The 12532-nt window shown below is 67.8% G+C and carries 10 protein-coding genes and 3 pseudogenes; 8 read left to right on the plus strand and 5 right to left on the minus strand.

The features are described from left to right. On the plus strand, positions 1 to 1620 hold the full coding sequence (locus ACZ4SA_RS06320; RefSeq protein ID WP_468270801.1) for a Tn3 family transposase: 1620 nt from the start codon (positions 1 to 3) through the stop codon (positions 1618 to 1620). 278 nt (positions 1621 to 1898) lie between these two features. Here ACZ4SA_RS06320 and ACZ4SA_RS06325 read toward each other — a convergent pair whose 3' ends face one another. Continuing rightward, entirely contained in the window at positions 1899 to 2927 is a 1029-nt protein-coding gene (locus ACZ4SA_RS06325; protein ID WP_468270426.1) for an MBL fold metallo-hydrolase, read from the minus strand. A gap of 315 nt (positions 2928 to 3242) precedes the next feature. Between ACZ4SA_RS06325 and ACZ4SA_RS06330 the strand changes: the two are divergent. After that, a pseudogene (locus ACZ4SA_RS06330) lies at positions 3243 to 3749 on the plus strand (recombinase family protein); the annotation flags it as partial. Between the two features lie 109 nt (positions 3750 to 3858). Next, positions 3859 to 3918: pseudogene (locus tag ACZ4SA_RS06335) on the plus strand (hypothetical protein); the annotation flags it as partial. 305 nt (positions 3919 to 4223) lie between these two features. Here the strand turns inward: ACZ4SA_RS06335 and ACZ4SA_RS06340 are convergent. The 3 genes from ACZ4SA_RS06340 to ACZ4SA_RS06350 form a co-directional block, all read right to left on the minus strand. After that, positions 4224 to 4754, minus strand: coding sequence for a GNAT family N-acetyltransferase (locus ACZ4SA_RS06340; protein ID WP_468270428.1), 531 nt, complete (start codon positions 4752 to 4754; stop codon positions 4224 to 4226). An 83-nt stretch (positions 4755 to 4837) separates the two neighbouring features. After that, the gene (locus ACZ4SA_RS06345; protein ID WP_468270430.1) at positions 4838 to 5233 is read right to left on the minus strand and encodes a hypothetical protein; all 396 of its coding nucleotides are present in this window, start codon (positions 5231 to 5233) and stop codon (positions 4838 to 4840) included. A gap of 85 nt (positions 5234 to 5318) precedes the next feature. Next, the gene (locus tag ACZ4SA_RS06350) at positions 5319 to 7019 is read right to left on the minus strand and encodes an IS1182 family transposase (protein WP_468270432.1); all 1701 of its coding nucleotides are present in this window, start codon (positions 7017 to 7019) and stop codon (positions 5319 to 5321) included. 129 nt (positions 7020 to 7148) lie between these two features. Between ACZ4SA_RS06350 and ACZ4SA_RS06355 the strand changes: the two genes are divergently transcribed. The 5 genes and pseudogenes from ACZ4SA_RS06355 to ACZ4SA_RS06375 form a co-directional block, all read left to right on the plus strand. Next, positions 7149 to 7400, plus strand: a complete 252-nt coding sequence (locus tag ACZ4SA_RS06355; protein WP_468270434.1) for a helix-turn-helix domain-containing protein — start codon at positions 7149 to 7151, stop codon at positions 7398 to 7400. A gap of 332 nt (positions 7401 to 7732) precedes the next feature. Further along, complete coding sequence (locus ACZ4SA_RS06360) at positions 7733 to 8329, plus strand: 3'-5' exonuclease family protein (RefSeq protein WP_468270436.1); 597 nt, start codon at positions 7733 to 7735, stop codon at positions 8327 to 8329. 37 nt (positions 8330 to 8366) lie between these two features. Next, entirely contained in the window at positions 8367 to 9188 is an 822-nt protein-coding gene (locus ACZ4SA_RS06365; protein ID WP_468270803.1) for a chitosanase, read from the plus strand. 161 nt (positions 9189 to 9349) lie between these two features. Beyond that, entirely contained in the window at positions 9350 to 10450 is a 1101-nt protein-coding gene (locus ACZ4SA_RS06370) for a catalase family protein (protein ID WP_468270438.1), read from the plus strand. 236 nt (positions 10451 to 10686) lie between these two features. Then, positions 10687 to 10890, plus strand: a pseudogene (locus tag ACZ4SA_RS06375) (lysozyme); the annotation flags it as partial. A gap of 97 nt (positions 10891 to 10987) precedes the next feature. On the opposite strand, the gene ACZ4SA_RS06380 reads toward ACZ4SA_RS06375, so the two are convergent. Further along, a complete protein-coding gene (locus ACZ4SA_RS06380; RefSeq protein ID WP_468270440.1) occupies positions 10988 to 12433 on the minus strand; it encodes a nucleobase:cation symporter-2 family protein in 1446 nt (481 codons plus the stop codon). Positions 12434 to 12532 lie beyond the last annotated feature (99 nt).

A 12532-nucleotide genomic window follows, 5' to 3' on the forward strand; every position in this document is an offset into this window, starting at 1 on the left:
GTGCTGCTGAGCCTGCGGGACGGGCTGCGCAGCGGGGATGTGTATGTGCCGTCCTCGCGCCGGTACGCCGATCCGGGGTCGTATCTGTTCACGCCCGTGCAGTGGGAGGGGCAGCGGGAGCAGTTCTGCCAGCTGGTGGGCAAGCCGACCGACGCACGGGTGGCGCTGGATGCGTGCAAGGAGGAGCTCGCGGTCGCGATGGGCGACCTGGAGAAGGTGCTGGGCAACCGGAAGGCGGGGACGGGTGAGGTGCGGTTGTCGCCAGGAGGGGAGCTGATCATCCCGCCGCTGTCGGCCGAGGACATCCCCGCCGAGGCCGCCGAGCTGAAGGAAGAGCTCTCGGAGCTGCTGCCGCTGGCCCCGATCGCCTCGCTGCTGGTCGAACTCGACCGCCGTACCGGCTTCCTGGAATGCTTCACCCACGCTGGAGGCAAGCAGACTCGCTCCCCGGAGCTCAAGCGCAACCTCCTGGCGGTGCTGATCGCGAACGCGACAAATCTGGGCCTGGTGCGGATGGCGGAGGCGTGCGGGATCTCCTACGACATCCTGGCCTGGACCCAGGAGTGGTACATCCGCGAGGAGACCCTTGCCGCGGCGAACGCCGCGGTCGTCAACTACCACCACCGTCTCCCGCTGACCCAGGCGTTCGGCGGCGGCACGCTGTCGTCCTCGGACGGGCAGCGGTTCCCGGTCAAGGGAAAGTCGACGACCGCGCGGGTGATGAAGAAGTACTTCGCCGGTCAGGGTCTGTCCACGTACACGCATGTCTCGGACCAGCACACGACGTTCGGCACAAAGGTGATCGTGGTGACCCGCCGGGAGGCGCACTATGTGCTGGACGAGATCATGGGCAACAAGACCAACCTGCCCATCACGGAGCACGCGACCGATACTCATGGCGTGACCTTGGTCAACTTCGCGCTGTTCGACCTGGTGGGCATGCAGCTCTCGCCGCGCATCCGGGACCTGGGGAAGATCACGCTGTACCGGATGGACCCGCAGCGGGACGTGGACAGCCTCTGGCCGGTGGCGGGGCCCCTGCTCACGCAGAAGATCAACATGGGGTTGATCGAGGACCACTGGGACGACTTGCTCCGCCTGGCCGCCTCCATCAAGTTCGGGCACGCCACCGCCTCCCTGATCGTCGGCAAGCGGTCCGCCTCCTCCAGGCAGAACACCCTGGCCGCCGCGCTGAAGGAGTACGGGGCGCTTCGCCGCACCGTCTACGCCGCCCGCTATCTGGCGGACGAGACCTACCGCAGGAAGATCGCCCGGCAGCTCAACAAGGGCGAATCCCTGCACTCCCTGCGCCACAGCCTGCTGTACGCGCACGAGGGCGCCATCCGCCACCGCCATCTGGCCGCGCAGACCGAGCAGGCGTGGTGCCTGACGCTGCTGACGAACTCGGTGGTGACCTGGACGACTGAGTACTACGGCCTGGCCATCACGGCGATGCGCGCCGAGGGCCGGGCCGTCGATGACGAGCTCCTCGCCCATATCTCCCCGGCCCACAGCGAGAATGTGAACTTCTTCGGCACGATCAACGTCGAGGTCGACACCGAACTCGCCAAGCTGGAGCCTGCCGGCTACCGGCCACTGCGATCCCGCCGCCCGTCTTAGGTCCCAAGGACGCGGCCCAGCCGCGGGCTTCCGTGCCCCGGCGTGTTCGCCTCAGCTGTCCGCCGACGCGCACGCAGGAGCGCCCCTGCCAAGGGGTTGCGCCCCTATGCCTCCAGCTGGACCAGGAGGGCGAGCATCTGCTTGCTGAGTGCCTCCTCGATGCCGCGTTTGCGGCCAGCGCGCTTGAGCGCGGCCTGATGCTGCGTGCGAGCCGCACGCCGGAGGCTCGCAGCTCGCCGGCGAGCTTGACGGCTGCCTCCAGCGATCGGGGAGGATCTTCACTGGGCAGACCCCTTGGCCCTCTTCGCCCCGTCCCACAGCGAACCCGGGTCCAGTAGCTCCGGGTACAGCTCGAGCATCCGGTTGTACAGTTCGCCCGCCGTCTTGGTATCGGCGTCGAGCCGGTTGAAGTCGGCCAGGTACTTCTTGGTCTCGGCCAGGATCGTCGGGTGGTTGGACAGCTCAGGCTTCTTGTGGCCGGCGACGACGAAGGCCGGGTCAAGCGCGGCGAGTGTGTCGGTGGCGCGCATCCACTCCTGCCGCGACTCGGCGGTGGCTTCGCCCATGTACGGGTGGATGCCGCTGTAGGCGACGTCCCCGGCCACGACCAGACGCAAGTCGGGCACCCACAGCGCGGTGGTGTCTTCGGTGTCGGTGAACCCGGTGTCGATCACCTGTAGCCGATGCCCTTCAAGGGTGAAGGTGTCGCCGTCGAGGACCTCAGGCAAGACCTGCGGCTGCGGGATCTGCCCCGGGAAGCGCGCTTTCCAGAAGCTGTCGATGAACGGCGGCGAGCCCTCGTGCTTTGCCTTGGCTACGACTGCAGCGGTGGAGATCGCCTTGGCCTCGGGGAATGCCTCGGTGAGCTGCTTGACACCGAAGCAGTGGTCGCCATGGCCGTGCGTGATGTAGATGTAGGCGAGGTTCCGATGGTGTGCCTTCACCCAGTCGATAAGCTCCAGATTCTGTTCGACGGTGAGGAAGGTGTCGACCAGCACGGCGTCACGCTCGCCGAAAATCAACGTCGCAGTGTTCGCCACCCACTTGAGATCGTCCCTGCCCGGCGGGACGTCACGGGTGAGACCTGGCCACCGCACGCACAAGGTGTCGTACCGCAGCGATGATGATGCGCTTTCCGGCACGTCGAAGTTGCCCCCCTTGCGGGTGAACGATCCGGCGTTCCGCGGTGACGCCGCCGCGTCCGTGGCCGCCGTAGCCGTCGTATGGGCACGCGCGTTGCCGACGGTGCACGCGGTGGCCAGGGTGGCCGCGAGAAGTGTCCGGCGGGCGATAGGTGCTTGTGTCATACGGCCAGCCGAGCTGGGGCGTGGGGCTTGATCATTCATGCGTGACACATTTCGTTGTCTTTCGGTTCAGAATGCGGTGTTCTCAGCGGCGACTATTTACGGTGTTGTTGAAGATGAGGGCGGCACGGATGCTGCCGGTGGCGTTGCGCGACGCCGACCGGGAGGCGGTACAGGCCAAGCGATATACACACAACCGGCCCAGGCTCGCGGTCCAGCTGATGAACGTGCGGTTCTCCCAGGTAATCATGTCACTACCCAGAGCAAGGATTCGCCAACCTGGCCTGAACTGTTCCCCGTTCACCTATCGACCGATTGATGAGCAAGATCAGTGAGCGACGGCGCGCGGCCGGATCGGAGCCGGATCATGCCCATAAAACGGTGTCAGAAAGTCGATGTGCTCAAGAACTTGAAGAGCACCCTTTCTGTACGATCTGGCAGGTGCAGCCACCCCAGGACGATGACACCGCCGATCTCCTCGCCCCCGTTCCGGCCGTACGGACCGGCGGCCTCGTGGGATACGCACGCGTGTCCACCAAGGGGCAGTTGCTCGACCGGCAGATCCACGCGCTCAACACAGCGGGATGCATCCGGATCTTCGCCGACAAGAAGTCCGGCAAGAACGCCGAACGCGAGGAGCTGTGGAAGGCCCTCGACTTCCTGCGCGAGGGCGACACGCTCGTCGTCCCGTCGCTGGACCGGCTCGGCCGTTCTATCCAGGACCTCATCGCGATCGTGTCCGGCCTGCGCAAGCGCGGCATCGGGTTCACCTCGCTGCACGAGGCGCTCGACACGACCACGCCCGGCGGGCGCCTGGTCTTCCACGTGTTCGCGGCCCTGGCGGAGTTCATCCGCGAACTCATCGTCCAGGGCACCAAACGAGGGCCTGGACGCCGCCCGCGCCCGCGGCGCCCGGCTCGGCCGCAGGCCGGCGATGACCGAGGAGCAGGTACGTCACGCCCGCGACCTACTCGCCCGCCCGGAGAACACCGTCACCTCGATCGCCAAGCTCCTCGGCGTCTCCCGCAACACCATCTACAAATACGTGCCCGAACTCAAGGGTGGTCGCCTCGCGCTCGTTGAGGCGACCAACACGGCGGAACTGCCCCGGCCCTCCAGGTCAGAGGACTGGCCACCGCCGTTTGCGGCTGGTGACGATCCTGCTGGCCCATTCGGTCAGCAGCCGGGATTCGAAGGAGCCCGGTTATCCCTGTGGGTGGTTTTGTTCACGCGTTGGAAGGCGCCCGGTCGGCGCCGAGGTCGATGTTCACGAGAAACGACAGCACCCCGCAGGCAGGGCTACGCAGTGGAGCGCCATTCCCCTTCGAGGCTGCTGAAGATCATGGAGTCTCGCCAGCCGTCGTGGAGCAGCGCCGTGCCGCGCAGGCGCCCCTCATACGTCATACCGATCTTGGAAAGCACACGGGAGGAGCCGAGATTCCGCGGGTCACAGGTGGCATGGATCCGATGGAGCCCCAGCTCGCCGAAGCCGTGCGCGAGCAGCTGCCGACCTATTTCCGTGCCGATACCCTGCCCCCATACCCGGGGATGCACGATGTATGAGATCTCGCCCTGACGCTGCTTATGGCTGCGAACATGCAGCTCACCCATGCCCACCACATCCCGCCCGACGCGGGCGACGTAAGGGAACCGGCGCTGAGGGGTGCCCGACCAGGCCTTGACCGCGGAGTCCACGAAGTCCTGCGTCTGGACCTCCGTGTTCGGCCCCCAGGACTGATAGCGGCACACCTCCGGGAGGCGCGCCCACGAGTGAACGGCCGGCCAGTCCTCCAAAACGATCTTGTCCAGGGTTACCGAGTATGCGCTCATAGGACGATCATGAACGGGGCGCCGTGTGAAGATCAAGATCAGGGAGCCCATCACGCTTCACTGACGGCGTCTCGCACAGCTCCTCAGTGATCGCCCTTGGGTGGGCGCACAGGGTGTGGCAGTGGCTGACGCCAGTCGCCCAGTGCCGTGAGGAGGAACTGGCGGGCGAGAGAACGTATTTCGTCCCACGCCGGATCTGTGGCCAGGGCGTTGGTCCAGAGTCCGGCCCGGCAGGCGGCATCCATCTCGCCGAGGCGACGGCCGATGGTTTGAAGACCGCACAGCTCCTCGGCCTCGAAGACTCCGCGCTCCGCGAGTCCTTCGGACATGCGGCAGAGCAGCTCCGCTTCGTCAACGACGGACTCCGTCTCCAGCTCGCGCTGGCCCAGCCAGGCAAGTTGATCCTGGGTGTCAGCTGCGATGAGGGTCATAAATCGCAGCGTCCAGGTGCGCTGGCGTGCGTCGCCAAGATCGTTCATACATGCAGGATTGCACCTGACTCGTCCTTGGTCTCAATTGCATCTACGTCGCACCGGACCACGTCACGAGGTTCTGGCGCAGTCCTCACGCGGCGAGGGAGAGGTCGAGGCGGGCAAGGTGGCTGACGCGGGTACGGTCGAGCGGGTGGCCGTTCCACCAGGCATCGAGGCGAATGAGGTTGAGTGCAACGGCGGAGAAGACGTGCTCCAGGTGGGTCTTCTGGAGGCCGAGGTAGCGGGCACGTCTTATCCCGGTGATCGCGACGGCCTGGTGGATGGTTCCCTCGATGCCCGCGCGGGTTGCGTACTTGGCTCGCCACTGCTCGTCGGCCTGCTGGAGGCGGGCATGGTCGAGGACTTCTTGCAGCTCGCGGGGTTGCAGGGAGAGGGTCCGGCCGCCGGTCTTCGAGCGGGTGCATTGGTCGCGCACTGGGCAGGGGCAGCATGTCTCCTTGTCGAACTTGATGACGATGGCCTTGGTGCCGCGCAGGGTGGCGGGACTCCACCAGGTGCTGGTGTCCCCGCGTGGGCAGATGGCCTGCCGTTTGTCCCAGTCGATGGTGAACGCGGTGCGGTCGAAACCGGCGCCGGCACGTGCCTGGGGTGAGCTGTTCAGCAGGACCGGGGTGACCAGGGTGACCCCGAAGTTCTTCTTCATGCCCACGATCAACTCGGCGGAGGCGTAACCGGAGTCGAGGAAGTGCTCGGCGGGCAGGAGATCGCGGGCGGCGAGCATGTGATGGACCGGTTCGGTCATTTCCGCGTCGGTCACTGTGGCGTCGGTGGTTGCGATACCGGTGATCAGGCGCGGCGGCAGCCCGTCCACTCCAGGGACCAGTGCCTGGCCGTCGGCAGCCAAGTCCTGGTCATCGGGATCGTCGCAGGACTCACTGATGTGGATCTTGTAGCCGGTCCACCAAGAGCCCTGTTTGAGGCCGTAGCGCGCGTCGGTGTCGTACGGAGAGGCCAGCCGCAGCCTGCCGGGCGGGAGGTCTTTGCTCTCCCGCCGCTTCACCTCCGCTCCGGCCTCGGTCACAGTGCGGTGGTAGTTCTGCACCCACATCGTGCGCAGGACCTGCACCGCCGGAAGCTCACGCAGCCAGGCCGGGGCATCAGGGGCATGCACCGCCTCCAGCAGCGCGAAGCCGTCCCGGCCGTAGACCAGGGCCATCTCCTCGCGCTTGCTCGTCGAAGCCGGCGGATGCCAGGAGTGAATCCGCGGTCCGTAGCGTTCGGCCCATTCCCGAACGGGCACCGCCTGGGTCAGCCAGTCCGGGGCCGCGCAGGCCAGCGCCTCCAGCGTGGCCCGCAGCGTCTCCCCGGCCAGCTCCAGCCTGTTCAGATCGCGTACTGCCGCCAGCACGCGGGTGGAGTCGGTGCGCTGCCTGCCTCCCGCCTTCACCAGGCCCCGGTCCTTGAGCGCGGTCAGCAGCAAGTCGAGCACCTTCTCCCCCAGCCCGTGCTCGACCAGTCGCTTGCGGAAGTCGGACAGCACCGATGCATCGAACCCGGGATCATCCAGCTCCAAGCCAAGCGCGTACTTCAGGTCCATGCCATACCGCACCCGATGCGCTGCCGCCCGGTCGGTGAGGTTCTCGGCGAACTGCAACACCGTCACCAGCGCCAGCTGGCCCGGTGACCATCCCGGCCGCCCTCTGGAGCCGAACGCCTCGGCGAACTCGGCGTCCGCGAACAACTCGCCCAGCTCGTCACGGACCCGCATCGCCAACGGGTACGGGCCCCGTGCCGCCACCGCTCGCGCCACCTGCGCGGTCAGGTCAGGCACCTTCGGCCACGGCCTCGGCCGCATCGACATTCCACACCCCACCCGCGACCGGGAACGCCAAGACGGCCGCTGCTGTCCCGACCAACGAGCCGCCAGCCCCGCCGAGCACGGAATAAGCCAGCAGGATCGGTGACAGCGTTCTTACCGGCACCCCAGGAGGCCCGCCTTGGTCGGCCGCCGGCCATGACCGACGAACAGGTACGTCACGCCCGTGACCTGCTCGCCCGCCCGGAGAACACCGTCACCTCGATCGCCAAGCTCCTCGGCGTCTCCCGCAACACCATCTACAAATACGTGCCCGAACTGAAGGGCGGCCGTCTCACGCTCGCCGAGGCAGCCACGCTGTCTGAACTGCCCCGGCCCGCCAGTCCCGCCGAGTGAGGCCCACACCGCATTTCCCCAGGTCAGCGATATTCGTTGTTTTTGCGGCGGATGCTACGGCGACCCCCAGTAGGCAGGCACTTCTTCACACCGGCCGCCCGGTGCCGCTGGTACGAGACGGTGTCTCGTACCAGCCGCCGGCCTCCCGTCGGAGGGCTGCAACAGTGCGGAAGCGCGTTCTCCGCCGTACGCGACGCAGCCCACGATCAGGTTGAGCGCGTCGCGGCCGTTCCCACCGACAACGGCCGCGCGGCCGCGACGGCCAGTGTGACGGCCCCGCCCCGGCCGGACGGGTGATGAGCCGGGAGGGACAGTGATGCGATGCTCCTGGCATGACACGCCGAGTGAAGCCCAGCCTCTACTTCTCCGTCGACGTCGAGGCCGACGGGCCGGTCCCCGGCCCGTACTCGATGCTCAGTTTCGGCGCCGCCGTGGCAGGCCACCAGGACGTCGACGGGTACGAGCCGGCCGATCCCGAGAAGGACACGTTCTACCGGGAGCTGCGGCCCATCAGCGAGGACTTCGTACCGCAGGCACTGGCCGTGAGCGGTATGGACCGGGAGCGGCTGATGACGCAGGGCAGCGAACCGGCGGCGGCCATGGGGGCGTTCGGCGCCTGGGTGGGCAAGGTGTGCGAGGCGTACGGAGGGGCGCAGCCGGTGATGTGCGGCTACCCGGCCTCGTACGACTGGACATTCCTGTACTGGTACCAGGTGCGGTTCACCGGTTCGAGCCCGTTCGGGCACTCCGGGTGCATGGACATGAAGACGCTGTACGCGGTGAAGGCGCGGCTGCCGCTGCGGGCGGTGACGAAGTCGGCGATGCCGCGCGAGCTGCTGTCGGCGCGCCGGCACACCCATCATGCGCTGGACGACGCGATCGAGCAGGCGGAGCTGTTCAGTAATCTGATGGCATGGCCGGGGGTGTGACCCCGGGAGGGGGTCAGCCGTGAAGTCCGTACTGCGCATGCTGCTCGCGTTCCTGATCGCGGTGGGGGCGTGCACCGCCTGTACCGGCGACGGCTCGGGGGGCGGGGGCGGGGGCGGGGGCGGGCTGGAGGATCCGGCGAAGCAGGACATCGCGATGCGGATCGTCTCCAGCGCGGAGAACTCCTCGCTGGACTGGAAGGCGCAGTACAAGTACATCGAGGACATCGGTGACGGCCGCGGCTACACGGCCGGCATCATCGGCTTCTGCTCGGGCACCGGCGACATGCTTGCGGTGGTCGAGCGCTATACGAAGGCCAGGCCGGGCAACGCGCTGGAGCGTTTCCTGCCCGCGCTGCGGGCGGTCGACGGCAGCGACTCGCACGAGGGACTGGGCAAGCCGTTCACCAGGGCGTGGGAGCGGGCCGCGACGTCCGACGCGGCCTTCCGGGCGGCGCAGGACGCCGAGCGGGACGAGACATACCTGCTGCCCGCCGTGCGCCAGGCCGAGCGCGACGGCCTGGGCGCGCTGGGGCAGTTGATCTACTTCGACGCGTACGTCATGCACGGCGCCGACGCCTCCGAGATCTCCACGGGCTTCCGCGCCTTGCGGGAGAAGGCCCTGACCGGCGCGGAGCCGCCTGCCGAGGGCGGCGACGAGGAGGAGTACCTGAACGCCTTCCTGGACGCCCGCGTCGAGGCGATGCGCAAGGAGCCGTCGCACGGCGACACGAGCCGGGTGGAGACGGCGCAGCGGGTGTTCGTGCGGGAAGGGAACTTCGGCCTCGAGCCGCCGCTGAACTGGCGGGTCTACGGCGACAGTTACCGCATCGGCGCGATGGCGGCCCCGCCCGCCGGGTGACGGGGACCGGCCCCCCACGCCCGATCCGATGACGAACGACGTGGGGACCATCACAAGCAGTTACATTGTGCACAACTAAATTGAGCACTAGATTGAACGCGTCGAGGCAGTGACGCGGCGAGCGGCGCGGCGCACGCTTCGCGCACAGGAGGAGAACCCCCATGGAATTCGTCAGGTTCGAGACGTACCGGCCCACCGAACGACCCACCTACCAGCAGGAGCTGGACGAAATCGTCCAACAGGTCGCGGACCGCACCCGCGGGTCCGTCGAGCGGCAGAAGGCCGGTCGCGCAGTCAGGACGGCGCACGGCAAGACGTACGGACTGGTGAAGGCCACGGTCACGGTGAGTGAGCTGGAGGGCTCGTACGCCCAAGGCATCTTCGCCGAGCCGGTGACGTACGACGCCGTGGTCCGCTACTCCAACGGGCTCGGGCACCTGCGGGCCGATTCACTGCTGGGCGCGGCGTGCGGCATGGGGATCAAGATGTTCGGCGTGCCCGGCACATCGCTGCTGACCGACGAGTCCGACGCGACCACGTTCGACCTCAACCTGATCAACAACAAAGTGTTCTTCGCGAACACCGCCTACGACTACATGGTGATCGAGGAGTTGTTCTCCGAACTGCCGGACGCACTGGTGAACCCGGCGCGGCGCAAGTCCTGGATGGGCGAGTTCCTCACCCGGCGCGGGACGCTGGAAACGGCGGACGAGTGGCTGTGGGACGAGCTGTTCGCGATGCTCTCCTTCACCAGGGTCCAGCGGCAGAACCTGCTCTCGTACACCTACAACAGCATGGGCGCCTTCCGTTACGGCGACCACATCGCGAAGCTGCGCACGGTGCCCGTCACGCCGGTCGGCCACCTCGAGGTCGATGTCCTTGCGGACGGCGAGGCCTTCCGTAACACGCTGGTCGCGGAGGCGGCGGAGCGTGACCACGCCTTCGAGCTTCAGGTGCAGCTGAACACCGACCTGACGCGGATGCCGGTGGACAACACCTCTGTGGAGTGGCCCGAGCAGCTCTCCCCCTGGGTCGGCGTCGCCAGGATCGACATCCCGCGCCAGGACATCGGCGGCGCGGACAACCTCACCACCGCGGACGGAACGTCTGTCACGCCGTGGCGCGTGCGCGAGGACCACCGGCCGATCGGCGAGATCCAGCGGGTGCGCGAGGAGGTCTACCGCCGCTCCTCCGTCGAGCGTCACCGCATCAACGGGCAGTCGCGGGTGGAGCCGCGAAGCAGCGCCGAGCTGCTGGGCTGAGCCGTGTCGGACGGTGTCCGGGAGGCCTTGCCCGGCCGCGGGCGGACTCTTCGCAACCGAATACAGGTTCGGTCACGACGCCCGTGTCCCACTCGCGTTGCCGCGGGCGCCACAGGCCCGAGAAGAGGATGTACATGCCCCCACGCCAGTCACCCGCTGGAAGCATCTCGCCCTGGTCATAGGCAGCTTGTCGCCGGCGATCGCCGCGACCGGCTCGGCGACGGATCACCACCCCGCAGGCACCTCTGCGGGTCGCTCACCGGGGCGCCGGCAGCCGCAACATCCCAAGCGGCTTCCCCACCCGGACTGTCTGGCATTGCACCGCGACCGGTCGTGTCGGCGGCGTCTCGGGAGACGTGGACCGCAACAAGTTCAACGGCTCGATGACGCGGCTGGTGGCGCTCGCGAACAACACCGCCCCCAGCCCGCTTGACACCTGAACGACATGGGGTGTCTGACCCGAGGCGTCCCGGTGCGGCGGAAAGCCGCCGCCGGGCGAAGCCGTGCCGGTACGGCTCCCCCGGCGGCGACATGGGCTCAGTGCACGGCGGCCGGCTCCGCGACCGCGGCCCCCTTCTCCACCGACGAGGGGTCCTCCTCCGTCGCGCTCCCCCGCTTGCCGAGGTGGTTGAACGCCAGATTCAGCAGGATCGCCACGATGCAGCCCGTCGAGATGCCCGAGTCGAGGACGACGAGCGCGTCTTCGGGGAAGGCGTGGTAGAACTCCGGCGCGGCGATCGGGATCAGGCCGACACCGACGGCGGCGGCGACGATCAGCGCGTTCTCGCCCTTCTCCAACGCGGCCGTGGCCAGCGTCTGGATGCCGCTCGCGGCGACCGAACCGAAGAGCACGATGCCGGCCCCGCCGAGGACGGGCAGCGGCACGAGTGCGATGACGGAGGCGGCGACCGGGCACAGGCCCAGCAGGATCAGGATGCCGCCGCCCGCGGCGACGACGAACCGGCTGCGGACCGTCGTCATGGCGACCAGCCCGATGTTCTGGGCGAAGGCACTGCACATGAAACCGTTGAACAGCGGGCTGATGGCGGAGCCGAGGGTGTCGGCGCGCAGACCGCCCTCGATGGTGCGCTCGTCGGCCGGGCGGTCGACGATCCTGCCGAGTGCGAGCATGTCCGCAGTGGACTCGGTCATGCAGACCAGCATCACGATGCACATGGACACGATCGCGGCGATCTCGAACTGCGGTGCGCCGAAGTGGAACGGGGTCGGGAAGCCGACGATCCCGGCGCCCTTGATCGCGTCGAGGTTGGTCATGCCCAGCGGGAAGGCGACGATCGTGCCCACGACGAGGCCGAGCAGGATGGCGATCTGCTGGAGGAAGCCCCGCAGCAGTTTCCGCAGCACCAGCACGACCACGAACGTGAGGGCCGCCATGCCGATGTTCCTCATGGAACCGTAGTCGTCGGCCGTGGAGTTGCCGCCCTGGGACCAGTTGAAGGCGACGGGCAGCAGGGACACACCGATCAGGGTGATGACCGTGCCGGTGACGACGGGCGGGAAGAACCGGACCAGCTTGGAGAAGTACGGGGTGAGCACGAAGCCCAGCACGCCGGCGACGATGATCGCGCCGAAGATGACGGCGATCCCGTCGTAGCCCCGGTCCCTGCCGATGGCGACCATCGGGGTCACGCCGGCGAAGGAGACGCCGTTGACGAACGGCAGCCGGGCGCCGACGCGCCAGAAGCCGAGGGTCTGGAGCAGGGTGGCTATACCGGCGGTGAACAGGCTCGCGCCCATCAGGAACGCGGTGTCCTTGGCGTCGAGGCCCACGGCGGGCCCCACGATCATGGGCGGGGCCACCACTCCCGCGTACATGGCGGCCACATGCTGCAGACCGCTGGTGAACATCTTGAAGGGGGGCAGTGTCTCGTCGACCGGATGCTTCCGGTCTGCTGCATCGGCGGTCGGATTGTGCGCGGCCACGGCGGTGCCTCCGGTCGGGTAACACGTCTTCGGTGACATGTGGTGTCAAGGAGGTGGTGCATGTGCACGTACCGGGTCGCCCGAACCGGTGGTGCGGTCGGTGCCCCGCGCCGGGGGCGCGAGTCACCACCACCGGGG

Source organism: Streptomyces sp. NPDC027962, from assembly GCF_055566095.1.

Bases quoted from the DNA above. Each gene is read 5' to 3' on its own strand.
- ACZ4SA_RS06345 (WP_468270430.1), bottom strand. From the start codon at position 5,233: ATGAACGATCTTGGCGACGCACGCCAGCGCACCTGGACGCTGCGATTT.
- ACZ4SA_RS06370 (WP_468270438.1), top strand. From the start codon at position 9,350: ATGGAATTCGTCAGGTTCGAGACGTACCGGCCCACCGAACGACCCACC.
- ACZ4SA_RS06340 (WP_468270428.1), bottom strand. From the start codon at position 4,754: ATGAGCGCATACTCGGTAACCCTGGACAAGATCGTTTTGGAGGACTGG.
- ACZ4SA_RS06325 (WP_468270426.1), bottom strand. From the start codon at position 2,927: ATGACACAAGCACCTATCGCCCGCCGGACACTTCTCGCGGCCACCCTG.
- ACZ4SA_RS06365 (WP_468270803.1), top strand. From the start codon at position 8,367: ATGCTGCTCGCGTTCCTGATCGCGGTGGGGGCGTGCACCGCCTGTACC.
- ACZ4SA_RS06360 (WP_468270436.1), top strand. From the start codon at position 7,733: ATGACACGCCGAGTGAAGCCCAGCCTCTACTTCTCCGTCGACGTCGAG.
- ACZ4SA_RS06380 (WP_468270440.1), bottom strand. From the start codon at position 12,433: ATGTCACCGAAGACGTGTTACCCGACCGGAGGCACCGCCGTGGCCGCG.